This is a genomic window from Vibrio metoecus, assembly GCF_009665255.1.
GTDB lineage: Bacteria > Pseudomonadota > Gammaproteobacteria > Enterobacterales > Vibrionaceae > Vibrio > Vibrio metoecus_B.
On sequence record NZ_CP035686.1, the window covers coordinates 1,402,801 to 1,427,864 of the forward strand.

Annotated in this window: 22 protein-coding genes; 12 read left to right on the forward strand and 10 right to left on the reverse strand. The window is 45.9% G+C overall.

The window, feature by feature from the left end; genetic code table 11:
- Nucleotides 1-183 precede the first annotated feature (183 nt).
- Complete coding sequence (prpB, locus tag EPB59_RS06315; RefSeq protein WP_195707077.1) at nucleotides 184-1,080, reverse strand: methylisocitrate lyase; 897 nt, start codon at nucleotides 1,078-1,080, stop codon at nucleotides 184-186.
- Between the two features lie 10 nt (nucleotides 1,081-1,090).
- Complete coding sequence (locus tag EPB59_RS06320) at nucleotides 1,091-1,795, reverse strand: GntR family transcriptional regulator (protein ID WP_195707078.1); 705 nt, start codon at nucleotides 1,793-1,795, stop codon at nucleotides 1,091-1,093.
- 539 nt (nucleotides 1,796-2,334) lie between these two features.
- Between EPB59_RS06320 and EPB59_RS06325 the strand changes: the two genes are divergently transcribed.
- The 5 genes from EPB59_RS06325 to EPB59_RS06345 all read left to right on the forward strand — a co-directional run bounded on the left by EPB59_RS06325 (nucleotide 2,335) and on the right by EPB59_RS06345 (nucleotide 6,915).
- Complete coding sequence (locus EPB59_RS06325) at nucleotides 2,335-3,306, forward strand: tripartite tricarboxylate transporter substrate binding protein (RefSeq protein WP_055050697.1); 972 nt, start codon at nucleotides 2,335-2,337, stop codon at nucleotides 3,304-3,306.
- A 249-nt stretch (nucleotides 3,307-3,555) separates the two neighbouring features.
- Complete coding sequence (locus EPB59_RS06330) at nucleotides 3,556-4,053, forward strand: tripartite tricarboxylate transporter TctB family protein (protein WP_001281733.1); 498 nt, start codon at nucleotides 3,556-3,558, stop codon at nucleotides 4,051-4,053.
- Nucleotides 4,054-4,062: 9 nt separating this feature from the next.
- Complete coding sequence (locus EPB59_RS06335; RefSeq protein ID WP_154171894.1) at nucleotides 4,063-5,592, forward strand: tripartite tricarboxylate transporter permease; 1,530 nt, start codon at nucleotides 4,063-4,065, stop codon at nucleotides 5,590-5,592.
- A gap of 289 nt (nucleotides 5,593-5,881) precedes the next feature.
- Entirely contained in the window at nucleotides 5,882-6,070 is a 189-nt protein-coding gene (locus EPB59_RS06340) for a hypothetical protein (RefSeq protein ID WP_055034475.1), read from the forward strand.
- Nucleotides 6,067-6,915 (forward strand): hypothetical protein, encoded by an 849-nt coding sequence (locus EPB59_RS06345; RefSeq protein WP_154171896.1) that lies wholly within the window; start codon nucleotides 6,067-6,069, stop codon nucleotides 6,913-6,915. The genes EPB59_RS06340 and EPB59_RS06345 overlap by 4 nt, the downstream gene beginning before the upstream one ends.
- A gap of 244 nt (nucleotides 6,916-7,159) precedes the next feature.
- Here EPB59_RS06345 and mglC read toward each other — a convergent pair whose 3' ends face one another.
- The 3 genes from mglC to mglB all read right to left on the reverse strand — a co-directional run bounded on the left by mglC (nucleotide 7,160) and on the right by mglB (nucleotide 10,821).
- The gene (gene mglC, locus EPB59_RS06350) at nucleotides 7,160-8,167 is read right to left on the reverse strand and encodes a galactose/methyl galactoside ABC transporter permease MglC (protein WP_055050695.1); all 1,008 of its coding nucleotides are present in this window, start codon (nucleotides 8,165-8,167) and stop codon (nucleotides 7,160-7,162) included.
- A gap of 10 nt (nucleotides 8,168-8,177) precedes the next feature.
- Nucleotides 8,178-9,686, reverse strand: coding sequence for a galactose/methyl galactoside ABC transporter ATP-binding protein MglA (gene mglA, locus EPB59_RS06355; protein ID WP_055050865.1), 1,509 nt, complete (start codon nucleotides 9,684-9,686; stop codon nucleotides 8,178-8,180).
- Nucleotides 9,687-9,846: 160 nt separating this feature from the next.
- A complete protein-coding gene (gene mglB / locus EPB59_RS06360) occupies nucleotides 9,847-10,821 on the reverse strand; it encodes a galactose/glucose ABC transporter substrate-binding protein MglB (RefSeq protein WP_055064550.1) in 975 nt (324 codons plus the stop codon).
- Nucleotides 10,822-11,416: 595 nt separating this feature from the next.
- Between mglB and EPB59_RS06365 the strand changes: the two genes are divergently transcribed.
- Together EPB59_RS06365 and nqrM are read left to right on the forward strand one after the other, a co-directional pair.
- Nucleotides 11,417-11,869 carry a NifB/NifX family molybdenum-iron cluster-binding protein gene (locus tag EPB59_RS06365; RefSeq protein ID WP_195707079.1) on the forward strand — a complete coding sequence of 151 codons (453 nt, stop codon included), beginning with the start codon at nucleotides 11,417-11,419 and terminating at the stop codon, nucleotides 11,867-11,869.
- Entirely contained in the window at nucleotides 11,869-12,075 is a 207-nt protein-coding gene (gene nqrM, locus EPB59_RS06370) for a (Na+)-NQR maturation NqrM (protein ID WP_055050692.1), read from the forward strand. The genes EPB59_RS06365 and nqrM overlap by 1 nt, the downstream gene beginning before the upstream one ends.
- A gap of 39 nt (nucleotides 12,076-12,114) precedes the next feature.
- Here the strand turns inward: nqrM and EPB59_RS06375 are convergent, their stop codons facing one another.
- Entirely contained in the window at nucleotides 12,115-15,174 is a 3,060-nt protein-coding gene (locus EPB59_RS06375) for a transglycosylase domain-containing protein (RefSeq protein WP_154171898.1), read from the reverse strand.
- A gap of 382 nt (nucleotides 15,175-15,556) precedes the next feature.
- Here EPB59_RS06375 and EPB59_RS06380 point away from each other — a divergent pair, with 382 nt between their 5' ends.
- A complete protein-coding gene (locus tag EPB59_RS06380; RefSeq protein ID WP_055050690.1) occupies nucleotides 15,557-16,258 on the forward strand; it encodes a response regulator in 702 nt (233 codons plus the stop codon).
- Between the two features lie 25 nt (nucleotides 16,259-16,283).
- Entirely contained in the window at nucleotides 16,284-17,582 is a 1,299-nt protein-coding gene (carS, locus tag EPB59_RS06385; RefSeq protein ID WP_154171900.1) for a histidine kinase CarS, read from the forward strand.
- On the opposite strand, the gene EPB59_RS06390 is transcribed toward carS, so the two are convergent.
- The gene (locus EPB59_RS06390; RefSeq protein WP_154171902.1) at nucleotides 17,579-17,755 is read right to left on the reverse strand and encodes a hypothetical protein; all 177 of its coding nucleotides are present in this window, start codon (nucleotides 17,753-17,755) and stop codon (nucleotides 17,579-17,581) included. The genes carS and EPB59_RS06390 overlap by 4 nt on opposite strands.
- A gap of 97 nt (nucleotides 17,756-17,852) precedes the next feature.
- Between EPB59_RS06390 and ompV the strand changes: the two genes are divergently transcribed.
- Nucleotides 17,853-18,626 (forward strand): outer membrane protein OmpV, encoded by a 774-nt coding sequence (gene ompV, locus EPB59_RS06395; protein ID WP_154171904.1) that lies wholly within the window; start codon nucleotides 17,853-17,855, stop codon nucleotides 18,624-18,626.
- Nucleotides 18,627-18,706: 80 nt separating this feature from the next.
- Complete coding sequence (locus tag EPB59_RS06400; RefSeq protein WP_055050687.1) at nucleotides 18,707-19,624, forward strand: VirK/YbjX family protein; 918 nt, start codon at nucleotides 18,707-18,709, stop codon at nucleotides 19,622-19,624.
- A gap of 24 nt (nucleotides 19,625-19,648) precedes the next feature.
- Here EPB59_RS06400 and EPB59_RS06405 read toward each other — a convergent pair whose 3' ends face one another.
- The 3 genes from EPB59_RS06405 to EPB59_RS06415 are packed head-to-tail and all read right to left on the reverse strand — an operon-like array spanning nucleotide 19,649 to nucleotide 22,865.
- A complete protein-coding gene (locus EPB59_RS06405; RefSeq protein ID WP_154171906.1) occupies nucleotides 19,649-20,125 on the reverse strand; it encodes a response regulator in 477 nt (158 codons plus the stop codon).
- Nucleotides 20,094-21,443 carry a sensor histidine kinase gene (locus tag EPB59_RS06410; protein WP_055050685.1) on the reverse strand — a complete coding sequence of 450 codons (1,350 nt, stop codon included), beginning with the start codon at nucleotides 21,441-21,443 and terminating at the stop codon, nucleotides 20,094-20,096. The genes EPB59_RS06405 and EPB59_RS06410 overlap by 32 nt, the downstream gene beginning before the upstream one ends.
- Before the next feature lie 9 nt (nucleotides 21,444-21,452).
- Entirely contained in the window at nucleotides 21,453-22,865 is a 1,413-nt protein-coding gene (locus EPB59_RS06415; protein ID WP_055050864.1) for an SLC13 family permease, read from the reverse strand.
- Nucleotides 22,866-23,258: 393 nt separating this feature from the next.
- On the opposite strand from EPB59_RS06415, the gene EPB59_RS06420 reads away from it, so the two are divergent.
- Complete coding sequence (locus EPB59_RS06420; protein WP_154171907.1) at nucleotides 23,259-24,890, forward strand: methyl-accepting chemotaxis protein; 1,632 nt, start codon at nucleotides 23,259-23,261, stop codon at nucleotides 24,888-24,890.
- Nucleotides 24,891-25,064: the final 174 nt, after the last annotated feature.

The window sequence follows — 25,064 nt, forward strand, 5'->3', positions numbered from 1 at the left end:
GCAGCCACATTGGCTGTCAAACCTAAGAGAGGGTTGTTTTCCTTGAGCTTCCCTCACTGGAACCCAAACTACTTGGAGTTGCAGCTAGGCGGCAAGTGAGTTCATCCCCATGAGCATAGACACACTATGTGATTGGGGTGAATGAACGTAGCCAACAACGCTGCGGCTTCAAGTAGCAAGGGTTTAGGGATTGTTTGAAAACAGCTGATCTAGCTTGTCTTCGTATTCGTGGTAATGCAGATAAGCGTACAGCTCTTTACGCGTTTGCATTTGATCGAGCAGCGCTTCCTGATTACCGTGTTCTAGCAAGTGGCGATACACATTTTCCGCCGCCTTATTCATGGCTCGGAAAGCGCTGAGTGGGTACAGCACCATATCGACATTCACGGCCGCCAGTTGTTCACCGCTGTAAAGGGGTGTCTGACCGAACTCAGTAATGTTGGCCAAAATCGGTACATGTTTACCTGTGGCACTGCGCAGTGCCGTCGAAAACTGCTCGTACTGTTTCAGTTCGGTCATGGCTTCGGGGAAAATCATGTCTGCGCCCGCTTCCACACAAGCGATCGCACGTTCAATTGCACTGTCCATGCCTTCTACCGCTAACGCATCGGTGCGCGCCATGATCACAAACTCAGGATTAATGCGCGCATCCACTGCGGCTTTGACGCGATCCACCATCTCTTGCTGACTAACAATCGCTTTATTCGGACGATGACCACAGCGTTTTTGCGCCACCTGATCTTCCATGTGTACCGCCGCGGCTCCGGCTTTTTCCATCGCTTTGATGGAGCGAGCAATGTTAAATGCGCCGCCAAATCCGGTATCAATATCCACCAGCAAAGGCAAATCGCAGGCGTTGGTGATGCGTTCCACATCCACCAACACGTCATTGAGTGTGGTGATGCCCAAATCTGGCAAGCCGTACGAGGCATTGGCAATGCCACCGCCAGAGAGATAAATCGCTTGATGGCCGATACTTTTCGCCATCATGGCGCAGTAAGGGTTGATGGTGCCGACGATTTGCAGTGGATGATGGGTTTTCACTGCCAGCCTGAATTTGGCGCCAGGACTTAAACTCATGGGATTCTCCTTAACCTTGTTGTTGGGCATCCAGCATTATTTGTTGTTCGATCAATTGACGACTGCGCGAGATGTGGCGACGCATCAGCATTTCGGCCAACTCTTCGTCTCGTTGGCGAATCGCACGCAGAATAAATTTGTGTTCTTCCAAAGCTTCTACCGGACGCGAATGCGAGCGCGGTGATTGGTAACGATACATACGCAGCAAGTGGTAAAGCTCATCACACAGCAAGCCAATCAGTTGTTGATTGCGGCTGGCTTGAATAATTCGATAGTGGAAATCGAAATCACCCTGCTGGTGAAAGTAAGAAGCGCCTTCAACCTGATCGATATGGGTCGAATGTGTCGACAATAAGCTTTCTAAGCCCGCCAGTTCGATTTCAATAATATTGCGCGCTGCTAACCTTGCGGCCATGCCTTCCAGAGCTTCGCGCACTGCATACAGCTCAACCAGTTTAACGGGTGACAATTGAATCACTCGCGCACCGATGTGCGGAATACGTTCAATCAACCCAAGCCCTTCCACTCGCATTAACGCTTCACGCAGTGGGCCACGGCTGACTTGAAACTGTTTGGCGAGCTCAGGTTCAGAGATTTTACCGCCCGGCGCGAGCTGACCTTCAACAATGGCTTCAATCAGATATTCGGTTAGATTCTCTGATTTGGTGCTCTCTTTTTCAGTGCTCGCTTGGCGGACTAACGGACTACTTTTCATCAATCGTGATTCTCATGTTCGCAACTAACTGTTCACAACTCACTCTGTGTTAAATGCGCATCGCTATCTTGGTCTGATGAAAAAATAGCCCATTAAAGTGTCGACAATCAAGCAAACTGTCGACACTTTAGACTAAGGTATAAAACCAACCCAAAAGAGGAAAGCTGAATAAGCTGTTTAAAAACAATAAATAAAAACAAAACCGCCAATTTATAGCTTGAGACAAACAATCGCGCAGTGTCTACACCATCAGATTTTTCCCAACTTAAAAATTAAACGTCGATGATGCTGTGAACTTTATGAACAAAATCCCCTTTATAGCCAATATTGTTTTTATTGACGGATTAAAGACATTTCCTTAACAGATTTTTAACCTTAACGCATACCAAGTCATCGGTAGCAGTGGTCAGCCATTCGTGCTCTCCACTTTTCACCAAGCTCTGTGAAAGCGAATTTGAACGCTTTTCAGCATAGCAAGGGATAACACAAAAATAAGCATCAACGTGCAGTATGATGCGCCGACATAAGGAACGTGAAACATGTTGAAGTTTTTTAAACCTTCTCTCACCGCCGCCATGCTGGCCGCTACTTTTTCTTTCTCCTCTCTCGCGGCTGACATTGAAAAAATCCACTTTATTGTACCCGGTGGTGCTGGTGGTGGCTGGGATATGACTGCGCGCGCTACTGGTGATGCGCTAATGAAAGCGAAGCTGATCGAAAACGCCTCTTACCAAAACCTTTCTGGTGGCGGTGGCGGTAAAGCGATTGCACACCTGATTGAAACGGCAGAACGTCAACAAGATACGCTGATGGTAAACTCAACCCCGATTGTTATCCGTTCACTGTCTGGCGTTTTCCCACAATCTTTCCGTGATTTAACGCCCGTTGCTGAAATCGTCTCTGACTACGGTGCTTTCGTGGTGGCAGGTGATTCGAAATATACCTCTTGGGAACAAGTGGTTGCGGATTTCAAAGCCAACCCGAAACAAATCAAAATTGCAGGTGGTTCTGCGCGCGGCAGTATGGACCACTTAGTCGCAGCGGCGGCCTTTAAAGGCCAAGGCTTAGATCCAAAAGAAGTGCGTTACGTGGCTTATGATGCGGGCGGCTCAGCCATGACAGCTCTGCTCTCTGGTGAAACTCAAGTGCTTTCTACTGGTTTAGGCGAAGTGCTGGAGATGTCGAAATCCGGTCAAGTGCGCGTTTTAGCGATCACCTCTCCAAAACGTTTGGACATCGCACCCGATATTCCAACCCTTGCCGACTATGGCAACCCAACCACCTTCGTTAACTGGCGTGGCTACTTTGCCGCACCGGGCGTAAGCGCAGAAAAAGTGGCGGAGTGGAACGAAGTGTTCAAGAAGATGTTCGCTAGCGAAGAGTGGAAAGTGATCCGCGATCGTAATGGCTGGATTGACAGCTACAAAGGCGACAAAGAGTTTTACGCTTTCCTTGAAGAGCAAGAGAAGCAAATGGCAGACCTGATGCGTGAGCTTGGTTTCCTGAAGTAATTGCAGCAGAAGCGGAGCAATCCGCTTCTCTCACAGTTTGCCGAGTAAACGTATACAACGTCACTCCTTTGTTTATGGATAAATGTTATGGGTAACTCCTTTGACTTGCAGTACTTCATTTATCCTGACACCCCAATGCTGCCTGCATTCGTGCCGGCAGTGTGACAGGGTTAGTTAATCTCCATTCATTAACTCGTGTTTACTCGGCTCTTTTTTCCTCTACCGTTCACAAACCCAATGGAGTTGGATATGTCGGACCTGCCAACCAAATTATTTACCAAAGAGAATATGCTCTGCCGCGATCGAGTGGGAGCCATGCTATTCCTGCTCTTCAGCCTCGGTTATGGCTACCAAACGTCACTGATCGCCATGTTTCCCGGCGATGAACTTGAGCCGTTTAACGCTCGAACCTTACCGACCATTTTGACTTATGCCGGCATCGCACTCTCACTATTATTGTTGGTAGTTGGACAACCCGATAAAAAAAGTGGTGCAGTGCTCGATTTTAACTGGAAATTACTGATCAGTTTCTTAGTCCTGATGGCGCTGTATGGTCTCGGTTTGACGTATCTGGGCTTTGTGATTGCCACATCTCTGTTCCTCATGGCCGGTTTTTACCTACTGGGTGAGCGGCGGAAAAGCATTTTATTGGGGGCATCATTCCCTTTCGTGATTGCCTTTTATTTGTTACTGACCAAAGGACTGGATGTGTATCTTGAACCTGGTCATTTGTTTACTTTCGGATAGGAAATCATCATGTTAGACGGAATTTTACAAGGGCTGGCAACGGCGGTAATGCCGACCAACCTGATGATGGTCATGATCGGCTGCTTCGTCGGCACTTTCATCGGTATGTTGCCCGGCTTAGGCCCCATTTCAGCCATTGCGCTGATGATCCCGATTACTTACGGTTTAGAACCTGCTTCAGGCTTAATCCTGATGGCTGGCGTTTACTACGGCGCGATTTTTGGTGGCTCAACCTCTTCGATTTTGATCAATGCTCCGGGCTGTTCTTCAACGGTGGTGACTGCGTTTGACGGCTACCCAATGGCGCAAAAAGGCCAAGCGGGTAAAGCTCTGGCACTCGCCGCTTACGCCTCGTTCACTGGCGGTACACTCTCAGCCATTATGTTGCTGTTTGCCGCACCAGCACTGGCCAAAGTATCACTCAGCTTCCAATCGTCAGACTATTTCGCGCTGATGTTGGTCGGCCTTTCAGCCGTAGCCGCCTTTGCGGGTAAAGGTCAAGTGATAAAGGCATGGATGATGACCGTACTCGGCTTAATGCTTTCAACAGTTGGTATTGATAAAGGCATTGGTGTCGAACGCTTCACTTTCGGCCTGACCGATTTGATGGATGGCTTTAGCTTCCTACTCTTAGCCATGGCAACTTTTGCCCTTGGTGAAACCTTGATGGGTATTTTAAAACCGGACGGCGATAACAGTGCCAACGAACAAGAGCAGATGAAAAACATCGGTAGCATGAAGCTAACCAGAGAAGAAGTGAGAGAAGCCGCACCGGTTTCACTGCGCTCCTCAATCCTTGGTTTCTTCACTGGCGTTCTACCCGGTGCAGGCGCAACCATTGCGGCTTTCTTGGCTTACGGCATGGAGCGTAATCTCGCACCAAAAGGCAAGAAAGAAGAGTTCGGCCAAGGCTCGATTCGTGGTCTGGTTGCACCAGAGTCCGCCAACAACGCGGCATCAAGCGGCTCATTTGTTCCCCTCTTAACGTTGGGTATCCCTGGGTCTGGTACAACGGCAATTATGCTTGGTGCATTGATTGCTTACGGAATTCAACCAGGTCCTCGTCTGTTTGTTGAGCATCCCGATATCTTCTGGTCAGTGATCATCTCTATGTACGTCGGTAACATCGTACTACTGATCCTGAACTTACCGTTGATTCCGTACATCTCTAAACTGCTAGCAGTACCACGCACTGTATTGCTGCCGATGATTCTGTTCTTCTCCATCACCGGCGTGTATTTGGTGTCGTTCAATACCATGGATGTGTATGTGATGATTCTGGTCGCGATGGGCGCAATTGCCCTGCGTCTGGCGAACTTCCCACTAGCCCCACTCTTACTCGGCTTTATTTTGGGCGGTTTGATGGAAGAGAACTTACGCCGTGCATTGATCATTACGGATGGCGAAATCAGCTTCCTGTGGGAACGCCCAATCACTTTAGCCTTTACCGTATTGGCAATTGTAACGTTACTTAGCCCACTGTTTGGCCGCTTGATGGAACGTAAAAAACGCCCAACAGGTGTGAAATTGCCGCACTAATTAAAGCTTATTCTTCACGAGAATATGAGAGCGCCACCATTTGGGTGGCGCTTTTTAGTAGATAGAAATTCGAAGTAGTTTTGTGTTGTGAATGAATCGTTCAACTGCTCATTTTGTTCTATAACTTTTGTGAGCAACCTTTGATTGCTGTGTTACAAGCTGATCGCATTTGCGAACAAATAACTTGTCTTTTATACCTAGGCAGTTAAACTTTTGGTAAAAGTCCAAGCACATTCGGCCATCCGTGTGTGCTTTTCTCTCACTAAACAAGCGGAGTATGGAGGTGTTTATGTTCTGGAACACAAAACCCAAAGACAACTCTAAAAACAGCTCTCTTGAACAAGTGCTTAAAGACAATAAAAGTAAGTTCAAAGTTAATCGTGATGGTTTCATATCCATAGATCTTGCATCCCAAGATGCGCTCAAAGCCATCAGAGAGCAAGTGGATAAAATTGAGGATATTGCTGTTAAAGCATGAGTGCAGTTTTAATTCTACTAATACTTGTATCAGGTTTTGTCTTTACAAGTTTACATATCCCAGCAAGGTTTAAGCAGAAGCGAACAACTGGCTGGGATTCTTATTTTTATGTGGTTGCTTGGGGAACTCTATGGGGCTTCATTGCTGCAATAATCTGTGTGTTAATTGACTTCTTTAATTGTGTTGCTTTGACTATAGAGCATTTAGGCTACAACCTTAAAGATGTCTCAAAACTATCCATTAAGTTCGACGATATTCGAACTATTGCTTTTGCTTTTGTATCGGTTTCTATCGCGCTTATCTGTGGTCTTTTATCAAGGCTCTACTTCACTATATTCCCAGACAAAAAACTGAAACACATAGCGAAAATAGCTAAAAATGATCATTTGGACACATTCATCTTAGAAGCCTCTGCGACTCAAATACCGATATTGGTTACTCTTGGCTCCCGAAAGTGCTATGTCGGCATTTGTTTCGGCGAGGCAGGCTTTGATGACGGTGGTTCAGAACATATATCACTATTGCCTTTGCTTAGTGGATACCGAGACAAAGATAAGTTATCGCTAAACATCCTCACTAACTACCATATTCATTATGAAGATAATGACCTGTATGACGGCACACACGACAATTTAACATTAGATCAATTTAGGGTGATTATTCCAAAATCAGAAGTGGAAATTTACTCGTTTTTCGATATTGCTACTTTCAAACAGTTTAAAGAAGTAGAAAAAAAATGTGATAAAAATGGTGCTGACAACAGTATTGGCATACCCAACTCTGAGTTCAGTGCAAACTCAGTGCAAGAGAGCTATCGAGGTTTTAATTCTACATCTAGTGGGTAAGCGTTTACATTTTCACTCTAACAGCAAGGTTAATGACCTGACCCATAGCGTTATAGTTAATCATCAACATATTTGTCACCTCAGATATGTTGAAGGCTCCTCCTCTTACTCACACTTTTGAACCGTGCAAAATCAATCCTATCCTACGAATATTGATTCAAGAAAAACGCCATTTCTTTTACAAATTCCCAAAAGAAAAGCCTAGCAATTGCTAGGCTTTTATAAAAGCAAATCTACAGTTCGATTATTTCTTATTCGCGTACTTCATTGAATCCAACGCAACAGCGAAAACGATGATTGAACCTTTAATGATGTACTGCCAATACGGGCTAACGCCGATGTAGGTCATACCGTAGTTGATTACGGTAAAAATCAGTACCCCGGTCACTACCCCAGCGATACTCCCCACACCGCCAGCGAATGAGACACCGCCCACCACACACGCTGCAATCGCATCCAACTCATACAAGAAGCCTAAGTTGTTGGTTGCACTACCAATTCGTCCAGCTTCGAGCATACCACCAAAGGCATAGAACACACCGGAAAGCGCATACACTTTAAGCAGGGTCAAGGGCACGTTAACACCCGACACTTTCGCCGCTTCTGGGTTACCACCAACCGCAAAAATGTTTTTGCCAAATACCGTTTTGTTCCACAGGATCCACATAAAAATGATCGCGATAATGGCGTAGAAGGTGATGTAGGAGAACCTGAAATCGCCAATGCGGATAAAGCCTTGAGTAAAGGTGGTGAAGCGTTCATCGAAACCTGCAATCGGTGATGCACCGACCGAGTCGTAGTACAGCGAGTTAATGCCGTACACGATGATCATCGTACCTAAGGTCGCAATAAACGGCGTTACTTTGAGATAAGCCACAATCACACCGTTCACCAAACCGATAATCGCACCAATCAAGCAAACGCTGACAATGACCGCAAGAATGGGAATTTCACCCAAACTTGGGAATACTTTGTTCACGTTATCCATTGATTGCAGCAAGGTGGCGGATATAACCGCGGCTAGACCAACTTGGCGACCTGCGGATAAGTCAGTACCTTGGGTCACGATCAAACCTGCCACACCCAGTGCAATAATCACGCGCACGGAGGATTGAGTCAGGATGTTACTGAGGTTACGTAGGCTAAGAAATGAGGGCTCTTGAATCACAATAACCGCAAGCAGAATAAACAGCACTGCGTAGATCGCGCCCTCTTTTAAATGTTTAATTGCATATGATTTGACAGCATCCATAGTCATTTCCTTAGAGGTATCGAGAGGCTAGCTCTAAAATTTCGTTCTGAGAGGTTTCTTTAGTGTTCACAATGCCCGCATTACGGCCGTTGCTCATCACCATGATCCGGTCGGTAATACCGAGTAATTCCGGCATCTCAGAGGAAATAATGATGATGCCTTTGTCTTTCTTCGCCAGCTCTAGGATCAGCTGGTAAATTTCGTATTTTGCGCCCACATCAATACCGCGAGTGGGTTCATCCAACATCAAAATCTCGGGTTGAGTCAGTAGCCAACGGCCAATGATGACTTTTTGCTGGTTTCCACCTGAAAGCGAGCCAATATTAGTTTGGTGTGAAGGCGTTTTTACCCGCATCGAGTCAATCACCCACTGCGTGTCGCTTTTCATTTTCTTGTCGCTGAGTAGGCCGTAAGGCGTTTTGTATTCATCGACGTTGGCGACTAACGAGTTAAAAGTGATGTCCAAATTGGAATAAATCCCCGTTGAGCGACGCTCTTCGGTAACCAACGCAAAGCCGTTTCTGATCGCTTCATGGGCATCGTGATTTTTCATTTCACGTCCATGCAGTAACACATGTCCGGCACTACGTTCACGCACACCGAAAATGGTCTCGACAATATCGGTACGACGCGAACCGACCAGACCCGCCACGCCCAAGATCTCGCCAGCTCGCAATTCAAACGAAATATCTTGAATCGAGGGTTGATTGAGCGCAGTGAGGTTTTTCACCTCAAGAATAATATTCTTCGGCTCGTTACTTTTTTCAGGGAAACGCTGGGTCAGTTCACGGCCAACCATCATCGAAATGATCTTGTCCATGTCCAAACCTTTTAACGGACGAGTATCCACCCACTGACCATCACGTAAAATGGTGATTTCATCGCAGATAGAAAAAATCTCTTCCATTTTGTGCGAGATATACACCACTCCACAGCCTTTCTCTTTGAGCTTTTTGATAATGGTGAAGAGATGGTTTACCTCTTTTTCGGTCAAGGAAGAGGTTGGCTCATCCATGATCACCACTTTCGCATCGTAGGAGAAAGCTTTCGCGATCTCGAGCATCTGCATTTGCGAAACCGACAAGGTAGCAACTTTAACTCTCGGGTCGATATCAATATCGAGTTCGGCAAAAATCGCTTTAGTATCACGATACATCTTGTCGTGATCGACAAAAAAACCTTTGGTGGGATAACGGCCAAGCCAAATATTATCCATCACCGAGCACTGTTTTACTTGGTTCAACTCTTGGTGAACCATTGAGACACCGGATTCCAGCGCCTCTTTTGATGAGGAAAAATTCACATGCTGGCCAAGAAAAATGATGTCGCCCTCATCCTTCTCATAAATACCAAATAAGCATTTCAGCAAGGTAGATTTACCTGCGCCGTTTTCACCCATCAAGGCGTGAACAGAATGCGGACGCACTTTTAAATTCACCTTATCAAGGGCTTTCACCCCCGGGAATTCTTTACTCACCCCTGTCATTTCTAACAGGAATTCATGTGTTTGATTGACCATGGCATCACTTTTATTGTGCAAAAATTCAGACAACCCATATCAATGCGTGGTACACACGGCGTGATATTTCTGTGCGGCAAACCTAGCGGTCTGACGCTGAATCTTTAGATGTTGCGAAAGAGCGAAGAGGAGAAGTAGCCTTCTCCTCATCTCGCCAAGGTTACTCGACGTTATTGATGTCAACGCCAACATAAGGTACGCGAACGACTTTATTCTCAATGGTCCATTGAGTGCCTTCCGCAGCAGGCTTACCATTCGCTAGGTTACGTGCCAATTCGAATGTCGCTTTTGCTTGGTTTTGCGCATCGTTCAACACAGTACCCGCCATGTCACCGGATTTGATGAGAGCCAAAGCTTCCGCCAGAGCATCTACACCAAATACTGGGATTTTTTGGCCTGCGCCGCGCAGAGCTTCAATCGCCCCCATCGCCATGCCATCGTTGTTGGCAATCACGACTTCGATTTTGCTGCCGTTCGGGCCAGAGAGCCACGCGTCCATCTTATCTTTGGCCATCGCGGTATCCCACATGCCGGTATCCATGTGCAGTTCTTGAGTTTTGATGCCGTTGTCGTTGATGGTTTGCACGGAGTAAGTGGTACGCGCTTCCGCATCTGGGTGGCCTGGTTCGCCTTTCAGCATAACGTATTGCAGTACACCATCGCCGTTTTTATCCCACGCTGGGTTTGCTTTCCATTGCGCAGAGATCAAATCACCTTGAATGATGCCAGACTCTTTCGAATCCGTACCTACATAGTAAGCTTTGTCGTAACTTGCCATCGCGTCCGCTGAAGGTTCTTTGTTGTAAAACACCACAGGTACGTTGTCGATTTTTGCTTTCTGGATGATGGTAGATGCCGCCGCTGGGTCAACAAGGTTGATTGCCAGAGCTTGAACGCCACGCGCCAACATAACGTCGACTTGGTCGTTTTGCATCGACTGGCTATTTTGCGAGTCATTCATCAGGATACGTGTACTGCTATCCGCCGCCGCTTCCTTTTCAATCGCTTGGCGAACAACAGACATGAAGTTATCGTCGTATTTATAGATGGTAAAGCCAATGGTGGTATCTGCCAGAGCCTGTGCACCAAACCCCATACCCGCAGAAAGCATTGCTAAAACAGTTAACTTTCTCATTGAACAAGTCCTATTTGTTGTTTTGTATTACATGTGTAGGGAACAACGTTGATTCAGCCTTTTGCACAATGCTTAACTTGCACAATCAGTGAAAACGTTTACTCAAGAGTATAGTTTTAAAAAACACAATTAATGTGAACCAGTTAAAAAAATGTTTGCCAAACAACAATGGCGTAACTATTTGTTTAAATACTTTGAAGTAAATAACAAATTCCACCTATTTTTCCTGAATCCACCTTGCTCACTTAGTCTCATAGTCATGCATATTGACAGAATCAATGTGATAACGTTTACACCAAGTTATATATCACCATTCAAAGCCACACTCTGTGATTGATAAAAAGTATAGACGCTGTTTTTTAAGATGATGATTAAAAAACCAATCTCATGGAATACCAAGCTCTCTATTAAAGGCTTCTCACCCGACCACAATATGAACCCAGTCTACTATTGCTTTACTATTCACAGCCTTATCATTGACCTCAAAGTGAACCAAAGTAACAAACGCGATGGCAGATAAGTTTGCAAAAATAATTATTGGCATATGCCAATAATTAGAGAAAAATAGCAACGTCACCCATGTCGGAGAACAAAAATGATGTATGCAATCCCTAGCCGCCAAGGTCAACCTTTTAACCACTTCGCAAAGGCCCCCTCTTTTGTTCTGATGGATTCCTCGCACCAACAGCCGCCAATTGAGTTAGCGATCACGCATAACTCCGCCACATCTTGCGGAAAGAAAACTAAAATCTTAGAGCAGTTCCAGCGATATCAGGTTGAAGCAGTGATGGTTCGTCAGATTGGGCAATCCATGCTGCAAGCCTTGTTTAACGCAGGCATTCGTGTCTATGCTTTACCCAGAGGGGTAACCTTCGACAACTTAGTGTTAGAGCAACTTAAACCCATCACCGAATTGAGTTATGGCAAATCTTCTTCGAATAAAACTCATACTTGTGCGCATCGCCAAGGTACGAAAACTGCATTTAAGTTGTCCAAACCAAACCATAGCGGTTTTGCAATCAAACGATTATGGAAGGGAGAAAAATAATGACGTATTTACTGGCTTTCGGAGTGTTTGTTCTGTTTGCCCTTTTGATGACATTAGGTGTCATGGCTAAGCGAAAGCCCATCCAAGGTAGTTGTGGAGGGCTAGCCAATGTGGGGGTAGATAAGGTGTGTAATTGTGAAACGACGTGCGATATGCATCAACATAAGCTTTATCAAATTTCTGAACCAGAAGATAAAAACAATTAAGGCAGGAATTCTCCTGCCTTAATCTCCTCATCGCCCGATTTATTGTTTGAGCGCGGGTCGGCACTCTTGTTCATCTGGTGCAAGGTATGGCGATAAAATCGGGGCCATCCCTTTCAGAACTTGCACAGGTAACGCCGAGGTAAAGGTGAACTTCTCAGAATCACTCCCCGCTACATAGGCGGTTAATGTACCGAAGTGACGCTCTCCTAGATAAAACACAAAAGTGGCCGTTCGGTTACGTGCTTGAGACTGCACTACAGTACCGATACGGTTCACCGTTTGTAAGCGGTTGTCGCCGGTTCCGGTTTTTCCACCCATCACAATTGGCGTACCATCAGGCAGTTTGAACACACCGGATATCCGTCTTGCTGTACCACTGTCTACCACTTGAGATAATGCACCACGCAAAGCACGAGCAACTTCAACAGGAAGCACTCTTACTCCTGTGGTTTGCACTGGAGCAAATTCGGTTTCGAAAGGAGTCCCTTGTGCAAAATGCAAGTGATTGATGCGTTTGGTCGGAACACGTACCCCATCATTCAAAATAATCCCCATCAATTCAGACAAAGCCGCAGGGCGATCTCCCGAACTTCCCAGCGCGGTCGCTAAAGAAGGCACTAAGTGATCGAATGGATAACCTAAACGCTGCCAGCTTTGGTGGATATCTAAAAATGCCTCCACTTCAAGCATGGTTCGCACTCGGCTATCGCGCGCATTACGGTGGCGTGTTTTAAATAGCCAGCCATACACTTCTTGCCGCCTATCACTGCTTGCCTCGACGACATCACTAAATGAAACTTGAGCATGTTCGTTCAAATACCCTAATAGCCACAGTTCTAGCGGATGAACCCGAGCAATATAGCCTTGGTCAGGTAACGAATACTGACCACGACCATATTTGTTATACAGTTTTTCTAGCTGCTTATTGGTGATTTTATCGCGTGTTGCACTCGGCAATTTGTCATCCATAAAGCGCATAAACTCATTGATGGATGCCTCTGGCAACAGATAGCGATGCACGGCCGCTAATCGATCTGAGCTTGGCTTGAGCCCCTCTAGAAGCGTCGCCATACGTTCATCGACCGTTTTGTCTTTGTATTTGCGCCAGAATCTCAGCAAATAAGCTTGCCCTTCTTTATCGGCAAATTGACGCAGATACTCTTTGCGGCGAGGATCATTGTCGTCGCGCAGCAATTGGGCTCGGTAGCCTTCGCTGTACAACGTGTAACGTTCAATATCCTGCATTAAACGTACGAAAGGTAAGTTAATGGATTCACGCAGCGCATCACGCAATGTTGGGATCCGGTCATCATCTTCTTTACGGAAGTTATTAAACGTATGCAGCCCACCACCAGTAAAGAAACGTTCATTTGGATCTGCCGAGTATTGACGATCCAAAGCCGCTTCTAACATGGTCGAGAGATCGCGTTTCGGGCTCACTAAAAGCCAATCAAGCGCCCATTGACTTAAGTCATCTTGTGCTTCAATCGCATGATGACGCAGTTCAGTCATCGGCATATCACGATACTTGTTGTGTAGCTTCGCGATAATTTCTAGGTAGTTGGTTAACACACGAAGTTTGGCGGTAGAGCCTAGCTCAAGTTTACTGCCTTCATTGAGGTCAAAAGGTTGGTTGGTATTATCGGTTTGTACCCGAACTTTGAACCCTTCATCACTACGTTCAAAAAGTGTAAAGCTGTAACGTACATCCGCTGTTTTTTCAGCAGCAAGTAAGCGATACCCTAAAATGCCCATTTCGGCAGCAAACTCAGGATTCGCCAGCTTCTGCAAATAGCGGGTAACTTCATTTTGTAATTCGAAGTTGAGGGTTGTCGATGCGCTGAGATCCATTCGATCCAGATCATACAAGCTCACACCTAACTGACGGCTAAGATGCGTTCGTGCCGCCAACAAACCTTTATTGGTATTGATTCTGACCAATGCGGGTTGGCGCACAAAATCGCGGAACTGCAAATTCGCATTCAGCGCAGCATTCATCAAGGACTGCGAAATCATTTTCTCACGGTAGAAAAGTCGCAAGTGACTGTCGGTTAATGTCGCGAGATCAGCACGTCCTTGCACTGCAAGATAATAAGAGGGACGGCGGTGAGCTATCATCAGCGCCACGACCTGACGCAAAGCCAAACCTTGTTCAGCTAAATCCGCAGAATGATTAAGTCGGCTATCTAGCAGTTGATTCACTCGTTCAGGATCAGCGGCAAACCATACCCACAAACCATCGCCTAAACCATGAACTTCTCCATAACCGGGGGCGGCGGATAACGGTACAGAGTTCAAGTATGCCCAAACCACGAGTTTGCGCGCTTCTAACGTATTCGCACCTAATCGATACGCCCGTACACTGGCAGAAACCATCTGACGAATTTTTTCTTGCGGGCTATACGTCAAACCATCTTCTGAATGACGATACTTTTCAACTTGAGTCGCCAAAGTACTTCCCCCTGCGGAGGGAGAATCAAGATCCAGAGCTTTACCCACTTGCGTCAATGCCGCTTTAAAAAAGCGTGGCCAATCCACCGCAGGGTTAACCAAAGGATTTTTCTCGCTGAGCAAGTCACGGTTTTCGATAAACAGCAGTGACTGCACAATGAGGTCAGGGATCGTATTAAACTCGGAGTAATGATGGCCTGGGTAACGGAACTGGTAAACCGGCTCAGCACGACAATCCATTAAGGTTAATCCCGCCTGCACTTTCTCCGTATAAGGCACAAACAAACTCGACTGAGCATAACGGTAAAGCTCATCAGAAAAACGAACTTGTTGACGAATCGCAAAGCCACGTTGCAATAACCGCTCTTGAATGCTCGGTAAAGCCACATAGCCCAAACGTTGATCGAAAGGACCATAGCTTGGAAAGGTAATTTTATCACTCGGTCCTGATTCAACTTGATAAGTCAGCCCTGCCGCATACCGACTGATTTCACGCGATTGCAGAGTGGAGGTTTCCATTTCATGATACAGGGCTGCTCCCGCTGCCGTACCCGCGATAAGTACGATAAAAAGCCAGAATCGTGGTTTGTTTTTTTGTGCGCGTCGACGCTTTTTTAACACGCGCCGAGGAATAGAGTCAGATGCCACTTAATTGAATCCGTTTAATCACTGAGAGTGTAGCCAAAAGGCAACAGGAAGAAGTCATCGTTAAACGATGATAATGGTACAGAAGTGTAAAGAAGTTACCGAATTTAGCGAACAGCATTTTCTTATCTGATTGAAATCGTCCCTGATGTATTTGCAAGGCCATCAGCACACTAAGCATGGCGCACATCATTGCATAATGCCGATCACGTGAAAAGTACCCATCACAAGAAAAATACTTGTCATGCCACAGTTACCGAATCCTGTTAGGGAAGTATTCATATTTATGACAAAAACAAACAGAAATATTGGTTTTACCTATGAGCTTTTCGGTTAGTATTGGTCGTTTGTTCCTTGATGGATAAACCATAAATACGAGGTCCCCATGTCTAACCAACCCAGTCTCTACATTATCGAAGACGATAGTAAACTTCGCGAAATGTTGGCCGAGTACATGACCACTCAAGGCTTCCAAGTCACTACGTTTTCTACTGGCGCCACCGCTCCAGAACAAATTTTACTCAATCAGCCAGATCTGGTGCTGCTGGATCTCATGTTACCGGGTGAAAATGGCCTGACAATTTGTAGACAGATCCGCGCTCAATTTCTCGGTAAGATTTTAATGCTTACCGCCAGTGATGATGATTTTGACCATGTCGCCGCACTTGAAATGGGTGCTGATGACTTCGTAAATAAACCGATCAAACCGAGAGTGCTTTTAGCCAGAATCCGGATGCTGATGCGGCGGGAAGAACGAGCTACCAGCCCTGATGTTACCCATCTATTACAATTTGGCGGTCTAGTGCTTAATCAAAGTCGGCGCAGTTGTGAATTAGAAGGTGATGCGATCAATTTATCCGACAGTGAATTCGATTTGCTGTGGTTACTGGCCTCTTCTGCCGATCAAGTAGTGTCACGCGAATTTTTGACTAAAGCCCTGCGAGGCATTGAATACGATGGGTTAGATCGCACGGTAGACAACAAGATCGTCACGCTGCGTAAAAGGCTGTGTGATGATTCCAACACGCCTAAACGCATCATCACCGTACGTGGTAAGGGTTATTTGTTTGTACCTGACACTTGGTAATTCCAAGCAGATTTAAAGGAAACCTATGCGCCGTATTTACATCGAGTCGCTTGTCTCGCTGATCGTGCTTTTTTTTGGCAGTTTAGTCAGCTATAGCCTGATTGTTTATGAGTTAGATACTGATTATGACTATGTGCTAGAAGACTTTCAGGCCGAAGGTTTACACACCTTATTAAGCCAGATAGCTCAATTAGACAGTCCACAAGCAGCCGATACTGCACTGCGTGACTATGCTCAACACATCCATAAAACGCTCTCCGAATTACCGCTTACTGAGCTGCCACCAGAGGTGCAAAAGCATTTCACTCAAACCATCGAGCACTCTCCAATCTATCATGATGATGACCGGAACCTATGGCTACAACTGGGATCCAATGAGCAGATTTATCTCCTCAAACCAGATAGTCACTCCCCTGTCTATCAGGCCATAGAACGTGCCGATAGCCTGCTTTGGGTATTTATGCTTGGTGGTTTTGCGCTCTACTGTATGTTTTTGATTTGGTTCCTAAGCCGTCGTCTACGTGAATTGGAACAAGTCACCCACGACTTTGCTAACGGCCACTTACAAGCCAGAGCGAGTACCAAAAGTAGTAAAAGCGTTGGAAAACTTAACCACAGCTTTAACTTGATGGCAGATAAAATCTCACACCTGATCCTGAGTAATAAAGCACTGACCAATGCAATAGCGCATGATTTACGTACCCCTATTTTTCGAATCCAGTGGCAAGCCGAAGTGTTGGCCGAAAGCCAATTGAGTGACAAACAGCACCAGCAAATTGCCAGTATTATTGAAGATACCGAAGAAATGGAAACCATGGTCGATGAGCTGCTGTATTACGCTAAGTTAGAACATCCAGAGAGCGAAATACAAAGCCAAAGTTTAGAAGTCAATCAGTGGCTCGCCGATTTCATTGATGAACAAAGCCATAAAAGTACATTACAAATCCAGTATCTCCCCTCTTTACAACCGCTGTGCTTGGACGCCGATCCACAGCTCCTCTCACGCGCTTTAATTAATCTGATCCGCAATGCAGAAAAATATGCCGGAGATCGATTGCTGATCGAAGCCAGCAGTCATGATGGAAAGCTTTGTATCGCCGTTCACGATAATGGACCTGGGATTGATGAACTGCATTGGCCGCATATTTTTGACGCGTTCTACAGTACCGATTCATCACGTAACAAAGCGCAATCGGGATTTGGATTGGGTCTTGCGATAGTGAAACAGATCATGGGGCGTCACCAAGGGGAAGTGACACTCACCAAAAGCCCACTGGGTGGAGCTTGCTTCTCTCTTTGGTTACCCTTACACACGACGGATTAATTTCCCGACTTACCTTCAACAACGCCTTTAGTCATAACATGTTGGCGCACCATCCCCTCCATACAATAAGTCAGCTCATCGGATAATGATGAGCTGACTTTCAACCGTTCTTCAGTACCAAATAACGCAAGAACACCCACTTTCCATAACGTTCCGTTCGAGGCGACTGACAAAAGCCCGACATTCCCATACAAACTCTTGATATTGTCCTCACTAGGGATTTTGTACAGTGTTCACATCCAAACACAAGCTCTTAAATGGAAGGACATCATGAAAAACATTGCACTACTGATCACCACATCGCTCATTGCGGGTCACGCTTTTGCAGCGCAAACGTATATCCGAAACGGCAATATTTACACTCACGAAGGGCAATGGGTTGCTGAAGCTGGCGGCTTTGGCAGTAGCGACCTACTGAAAGATCAAGACCAATCTTACGGTGCACTTCTTAACTTTGGTTACCACGGTGAAGATTTCAATGCCGATCTGGCGGGTATTAACTACCGCTTCTTTGGTCAAACTGGCGATGTGATCAATCTCGGTACCTACCTCACTGGCAGTGGTGTCGCTTATGACCAAGATTCAGCCAAAAGTGTCAAAGGAATGGATAAACGCAAAGCCACGGTTGACCTAGGTTTAAATGCGGATATCGCTCTGGGCGATGGAACGGTCTCCACCTACTTCCAACATGATGTCCTCAACGAAGATAAAGGCTATAAAACCGGTGTGAACTACTTCCATATCATCGATTTAGGTGTAGCCGACCTCGTACCTTTCGCGGGTATCAGTTACCAGAGTTCGGACTACAACAACTACTATTTCGGTGTGAAAGACAAAGAAGCAAACGCACAGCGCAAAGCCTACCATGCCGGTGGCGATTTCTCTTACAGCCTCGGTTACAAACTGGTCTACCCAATTAACGAACGTTGGGAAATAACCCAAACCAGTGCTTATACCCGTTTAGGCTCTGACATCGCCAACTCTCCGATTGTCGAAAGTGCGAACCAATGGTTGGTCGGCGCCACCGTTGCCTACCACTTTTAATCCGCTTACAGGCAGGAGCGTGCAGCTCCTGCTTGATTTTTTGCTTGCTTAGTTCTTAGTAATACCCAAACGGCTTTGATATGAACTCACGGATTCATTATTTAAAACATTTATCAACTCTCGCAGCTGAAATTTACCCCGATGTTCGAGGCATAAAAAAACTGCGTTATAACGCTCGCTTCTGCCTATGGGGAGTCTTGATGCCTGAGACATTGACTCGTGTGCAAAACTTACTTAGTCAGCCCTCTTTTCACACGGTACGTCTGCACTACCCGCGCACGTTGGAAAAACCGCTAAAACCTTACGTTTGTGTTAAATGGTCTGCGCGAGAACGCGCTCAGCGTATGATTGAACATTTTGCCTTTCTGGAGAAGCGCCACGCTCAATTACTTCCGCTCATTTATCGCCACCAAGGCTGGCAGTTATATCAGCATGATCTATTTTCAATCCAGCTTTGCCACGGGCCTGAACGTGAAGGTTCTCTGGCATTAGTGTTGCTAAGCCACGATCAACAACCTTTATTTACACTGGCTTTTAATATCAGCGGTAAGGCCAAACCCGTAATCCATATTGGCGCCTTGCAAGGTCCGGGACCGAATGTTGAACATAGGCAAGAGATCATTCGCCAACTCACACATCAGTTACATGGTTTGCGCCCTAAAGCATTGATTATGGAAGTTTTGCTGATTTTGGCTCGTTACTGGGAAATAGAACAAATTTACGGCGTTACCAATCATGGGCATGTTTATCAAGCCCTACGCTATGTGGGTTCAAAACGCAGCTCTGTGCGTTTTCAATATTCTGAATTATGGCAAGAAATGGGGGGTGAGGTTATCAATGCTTATTGGCACGCATTACCTCTACAACCACCACGTAAAGACCCGCTCAGTTTATCGAAAACTAAACGCCGTCTTTACACTAAACGCTACACGTGGCTAACCGAGCTTGAACAATCCATTCAAGCCTCGCTGCAGCCTTGGGATAATTCCCGTCACTAAACGTATCGCCGTATTTTCCCGATACTAACCATGCAGTCGGGAAAGTACGATGGTAGAGTCCAGTTCGCTTTGCCACTCGGTATAATCTAAACGTTTATCAAAAATATAGTGCGTCACTAGACTACGTACACTATCGACCAACGTTTTGGCATTCCATGGTTTTTCAAAATAGTGATGAATGCCCGCCGTGTTAATCGCATTAATCGTATCGGTGTGAGTCGCTTGCCCAGTCAGCAGAACTTTTTTGGTGTGTACAAACCGCGGATCAGCACTAATTTCACTCAACAGTTCAACCCCACTTTTGCCGGGCATAACATGGTCAGAAATCACAACAGCAACGCATTCACCTTGCGCATCTAGGTCATCCATCAGCTCTAGCGCTTCCGCCGCTGATTCACAATCTTCGATATTCAGCCAGCGACTCAGCGGTTCTAAGTCTTGGAGTACCGCACTCAATACTTCGCGTTGGTCATCCACGCATATGATATTCATCTTCTCCATGGTATCCCTCAATTGGTAATTTGATCCTAAAAATGGTTTTGTCCTGATCGCTTTTTACTGCAACCGATCCGCCATAGCCCGATACAATACGTTTCACAATGGCTAACCCAAGCCCTAAACCGAAAGAAAGCCCCTCTTTCTTGGTGGTAAAACTGGGTTGGAAAATTTTCCGCCGCGTCGCCTCATCGATTTCTGGCCCGTTGTTTGCTACCGTGATGTATAGCCGCTGCCGGCTACAACGGGTATGAATATCAATGGTGGGCTCGGTCGTTTGCGCCATCGCATCACACGCATTCTTCACCAAATTTATCCACACTTGCACCCACTCGGTCTGAGAGCCTTTGATAATAGGTAAGGTTCCAGGGCGCATACGAACAGAGACTCGACGTAAGTCACTTTGCAATAAGGCCAATGCCCGATTGATGGTGCTGTTCAAGTCCACCTCTTCATCGAAATGAATCTCCGCGCGGCCAAGCTGTTTGACTGATTTGACAATACCCACAGAATGTTTCGCCGCTAGCCTTAAGTCATGTAGATCCCGCCCCATTTGCCAGTAACGGATCGCCAAATGTGGGTTTCTCAACCAATGGGTAGAAAGTTCGTTAGCGGGAACCGCTCGCGCTAGCTCACGCGCAATGTCTTTAGGCAATTGGTATTGCTTTTCAAATAAGGCACCACGTTCACGTGCCTCGCTCGACGATACCTTTTGTCCAAACAGCAAACCGAAATCAAAGAACTGACTCGCTTCTGGATGCACCTCTTCAAGCAGCTCCATAAACAAAGCTTCTAAGCGTTCAGTTTTACTGCTGACAACGCCTATCGCATTGTTGAGTTCATGGGCAATCCCTGCGGCAAGCTGACCGAGCGTGGTCATCTGTTCGGCAGAATGCAGCCGTTCCAATGCGCGCTCTTTGGCCACCGCTTCTTGCGTGGCTCTTCGCTGCCGCTGAGATAATTCCGCCACAATCACAGGCATAAACTGCGTACTCAGTGAGCCATACTGCTCTACATCCTGCACCGATGTATCACGATCAATCCACGCCAGCTCAACTTCACTGTCCGCAATCACGGTTGATGACGCCGTCCATAAACCAGAGAAAAAACTGTGTACCCCAATAAATGCGCCAGGAGCAGCAGAAAACACTTTAATTCTGCGCTCCCCTTTTTCGGAAAAAAAACCCGATACATGGCCGCTTCTGAGGTAGTACAGCCGATCGTTATAGCCATTTTGTGCCAGCAAAATAGAACCAGAAGGAAGCGTAATCGTACGCTCAGGATGGTTAAAATAACGCTCAATAACTGCCGTAAGTTTGGCCATAACCTTTCCTTAATGACCAACCATATTCAGGATCCACACCATCACGAAGCTCATCAGCACGCCTAGAATCCCTAAAATAACCCCCACCTTCGCCATTTGTTGGCTTTGTACATTACCCGTAGCATGAGCTAGAGCATTTGGTGGAGTACTGATAGGGAGCGACATTCCCAACGAAGCGGCAAACGTCACAACAAGAATCAGTGTCACTTCACCACCAAGTGGTGTGAGAGAAGTCATTGATGCCCCTAATGCTGCCATGATCGGCATTAACAGGTTCGCAGTAGCGGTGTGTGACATAAAATTCGCCATCAGCAAACAGAGTATGGCCGCACCGAGAATCACAACATAGGGTGAATATTGATCAAATGGAATGCTATGGACGACCAGTTCTGCCAGACCGGTTTTATCTAAAGCGAGACCTAAAGCAATACCACCAGAAACCAGCCACAACACATCCCATGAGATCATTTTCAAATCTTCTTTGCCAATAATTCCGGTCACAGAAAATACCGCAACAGGAATTAATGCCACCGAATATGAATTCATTCCGTGTAATGAACCCAGCATCCACAATAAAATGGTCGCAGCGAAGGTAATGTAAACAATGATCGCTTTAGGTGTTTTCAAAAACTTACCTTTAATACTTAGCTCAATGGTTTTCTGCTCGGCTCGATACATGGCTTCAATTAAAAACCATGCTAGTGCCATGAGGATCACCACAAATGGAATACCAAATGCCATCCATTCCGCAAAAGTAATCAAGTTATCACCCACTAAATATTTCAGAGCAATGGCATTTGGTGGGGTGCCAATCGGCGTACCAATACCACCGATATTCGCGGCGACAGGAATACAAAGAGCAAAAGCGACACGCCCCGGGTCTTTGGGGCCAAATACCGCAATCACCGGCGTTAGAATTGAGAGCATCATCGCTGTTGTCGCCGTGTTCGACATAAACATCGAAAAAATACCGGTGATCAACATCAAACCCAACATCACATACTTAGGGTTATTGCCAAAGGGTTTGAGCAATACACGGGCTAAGTTCACATCAAGACGGTACTTCGTTGCCGCCATTGCGAGGAAAAAACCACCTAAAAACAGCATGATGATTGGGTTGGCAAAGGTCGCCATGATTTCGGTCGACTTTAACAATGCCCCAAACTCAGTAGTACCTTCACCAAGCCGGAACAAGATAAATCCCTTATCAGACAGCATTAGCACTTCGAGTACGATAATAACTACCGATGTAGAGTAAATGGGGATTGGCTCAAAAACCCACAACAATGCAGCCAACAAGAAAATAGCAATAACCCGCTGTTGAATAATGGTTAATCCATCAAATGGAAACGCAGTTGTCGGCAGCATTAACACCAATAATGGGATCAGCAACGGAATAATATATTTAAGATAAGGGCGCATCATGTTCACTCTTCCTGAGAATTGATTTTGTGTTTGGCGAGGAGAATGCACGCTATCGGAGCGGCAAGAGTTATTATTGATGCGTGAAAAAGAAATGTTTGGTGTTAGATCAATGATTAAAGTTTCTTAATTGAGCAATGCGCAAAAGTGAGTCACAGTTAACAAATAGTACATTGAGAAATCGCGCTTTCGAATCAACTCAACAGCAATAAATAAATTTATCTGCGATTTCTGTAGCATTTGCTAACTTTATCTATAAGAGTCGTCAACTGACAATTGAAATGATAGTATGCAGCCAATTTTGGGACATACGTAACTTTCTAAACTTTGTCGCAGATAAGGATGTTGTGAGTCACGCGGCTTTAAATGACATCAATCAAAGGTAAAACATTCATGTTTCTAAAAAACTTGTCGATAGGCAAAAAAATTGCACTTTCATTTTCGGTTATTGCAGTCATTAGCCTAGGATTCGCCATCTACCTCATCTCTGAGTTGGGCAAGATCCAGTCTGAACTACTCAACTACACTGATGATACTTTACCGGCAATGGAAAATGTCGATGCAATCAAAGACAAGATGTCTTACTGGCGTCGTACTCAATTTGCGGTATTGCCAATGAAGGATACCGCGCAAGTTAAGCAGACCATTGAGCGTAATAATCGAGTTCAAGCCGAAATTAATGATTCACTGGTGGCCTACGGCAAAACTGTTTGGCCGGGTGAAGAAGAACAAACGTTTAAACGCCTAATGAGCAATTGGAATGCCTATATCGCGGTCACAAACCAATTTAACCAAGCCCTTTTGACCCAAGGTGCCGATGACGCTTACCCCATTTTGGCTAATTCATTGTCTACCTTTGAAGCGTTGGAAAGTGATTTCGCAAAATTGATTGGCATTTTGCGCCAAGCGATGGATAACAATAAATCGCAGATTTTAGACTCAGTCAAAACACTGAACTCAACGTCTGTGGTCAGCAATATTGCTATCTTGGCTATCATGGTAGTAATGACACTCGTGCTCACGCGCTTAATTTGTGGACCATTGGCAATCGTCATGAAACAAGCCAATGCAATTGCGAAAGGTGACCTATCGCAAAGCATGGATCGTAAAGCAATTGGTCATGATGAACTCGGCACTTTGGCCGACGCTTCAGAGCAAATGCAACAAAATCTACGTCAACTGATCGATGAAATTATCTCAGCCGTGACTCAGTTAAGCAGTGCGGTAGAAGAAATGACGCAGATTTCGAATCAATCTGCTGATGGTATGAAAGAGCAGCAATACCAAATAACCCAAGTCGCGACGGCAATGACGGAAATGAAAGCCGCCGTTGCGGATGTGGCGCGTAATACCGAAGACTCGGCCAGTCAAGCGATGGCTGCCAATGGTAAATCGCAAGAAGGTGCGCGTGAAAATGCCTCGATGGTTCGTTCAATCCAACAAGTTGCCGATATCATCGGTGAAGCGGGCGAAACCGTGAGTGAACTTGAACTGCAATCGAGCCAAATCAACGTGGTGGTCGACGTGATCCGCAGTATTGCCGATCAAACCAACCTGCTGGCACTTAACGCCGCGATTGAAGCTGCACGCGCCGGTGAATCTGGACGTGGCTTTGCTGTGGTAGCCGATGAAGTTCGTACCTTGGCGGGACGCACGCAAGACTCAACCGGTGAAATCACCACCATCATTGAGAAATTGCAAGTGATGGCCAAACAAGCCAAAGATGCCACAGAACGCTCACGCTCTAGCATTGATAAGTGTGTAGACCAAGGCAACCACTCGCAATCATTAATGGTTTCCATTGAAGAGTCGATTGCAACAATTGCAGACGTCGGTACACAAATCGCAAGTGCATGCAGCCAGCAAGATTCTGTGGCCGATGAACTAAGCCGCAATGTAGAAAACATTCATTTGGCGTCGCAAGAAGTCGCTCAAGGTTCACAGCAAACCGCACAGGCATGTCGTGAATTAAGTCAGTTAGCTGTGTCTCTGCAAGACACACTACGCCGATTTAAGGTTCGTTAAAATCCCACGCCTCCGACATCGGGGGCGTTTTTCTCTATCCCTGAACAACTTGACGTTGCAGGTTAGCGGCAAGTAGTGGTCAGTTTGTCGGAAACACATTTGCGCAATCATATAGCTTTGGGCAAATGAACCACGTCGGCAGTCCTGCTGCATCAAGGACAAAGGGGATATTCA

Excerpts from the sequence above, each read along its gene's own strand:
- prpB (WP_195707077.1), bottom strand. The coding sequence starts at position 1,080 with ATGAGTTTAAGTCCTGGCGCCAAATTCAGGCTGGCAGTGAAAACCCAT.
- EPB59_RS06320 (WP_195707078.1), bottom strand. The coding sequence starts at position 1,795 with ATGAAAAGTAGTCCGTTAGTCCGCCAAGCGAGCACTGAAAAAGAGAGC.
- EPB59_RS06325 (WP_055050697.1), top strand. The coding sequence starts at position 2,335 with ATGTTGAAGTTTTTTAAACCTTCTCTCACCGCCGCCATGCTGGCCGCT.
- EPB59_RS06330 (WP_001281733.1), top strand. The coding sequence starts at position 3,556 with ATGTCGGACCTGCCAACCAAATTATTTACCAAAGAGAATATGCTCTGC.
- EPB59_RS06335 (WP_154171894.1), top strand. The coding sequence starts at position 4,063 with ATGTTAGACGGAATTTTACAAGGGCTGGCAACGGCGGTAATGCCGACC.
- EPB59_RS06340 (WP_055034475.1), top strand. The coding sequence starts at position 5,882 with ATGTTCTGGAACACAAAACCCAAAGACAACTCTAAAAACAGCTCTCTT.
- EPB59_RS06345 (WP_154171896.1), top strand. The coding sequence starts at position 6,067 with ATGAGTGCAGTTTTAATTCTACTAATACTTGTATCAGGTTTTGTCTTT.
- mglC (WP_055050695.1), bottom strand. The coding sequence starts at position 8,167 with ATGGATGCTGTCAAATCATATGCAATTAAACATTTAAAAGAGGGCGCG.
- mglA (WP_055050865.1), bottom strand. The coding sequence starts at position 9,686 with ATGGTCAATCAAACACATGAATTCCTGTTAGAAATGACAGGGGTGAGT.
- mglB (WP_055064550.1), bottom strand. The coding sequence starts at position 10,821 with ATGAGAAAGTTAACTGTTTTAGCAATGCTTTCTGCGGGTATGGGGTTT.
- EPB59_RS06365 (WP_195707079.1), top strand. The coding sequence starts at position 11,417 with ATGATGTATGCAATCCCTAGCCGCCAAGGTCAACCTTTTAACCACTTC.
- nqrM (WP_055050692.1), top strand. The coding sequence starts at position 11,869 with ATGACGTATTTACTGGCTTTCGGAGTGTTTGTTCTGTTTGCCCTTTTG.
- EPB59_RS06380 (WP_055050690.1), top strand. The coding sequence starts at position 15,557 with ATGTCTAACCAACCCAGTCTCTACATTATCGAAGACGATAGTAAACTT.
- carS (WP_154171900.1), top strand. The coding sequence starts at position 16,284 with ATGCGCCGTATTTACATCGAGTCGCTTGTCTCGCTGATCGTGCTTTTT.
- ompV (WP_154171904.1), top strand. The coding sequence starts at position 17,853 with ATGAAAAACATTGCACTACTGATCACCACATCGCTCATTGCGGGTCAC.
- EPB59_RS06400 (WP_055050687.1), top strand. The coding sequence starts at position 18,707 with ATGAACTCACGGATTCATTATTTAAAACATTTATCAACTCTCGCAGCT.
- EPB59_RS06405 (WP_154171906.1), bottom strand. The coding sequence starts at position 20,125 with ATGGAGAAGATGAATATCATATGCGTGGATGACCAACGCGAAGTATTG.
- EPB59_RS06410 (WP_055050685.1), bottom strand. The coding sequence starts at position 21,443 with ATGGCCAAACTTACGGCAGTTATTGAGCGTTATTTTAACCATCCTGAG.
- EPB59_RS06415 (WP_055050864.1), bottom strand. The coding sequence starts at position 22,865 with ATGCGCCCTTATCTTAAATATATTATTCCGTTGCTGATCCCATTATTG.
- EPB59_RS06420 (WP_154171907.1), top strand. The coding sequence starts at position 23,259 with ATGTTTCTAAAAAACTTGTCGATAGGCAAAAAAATTGCACTTTCATTT.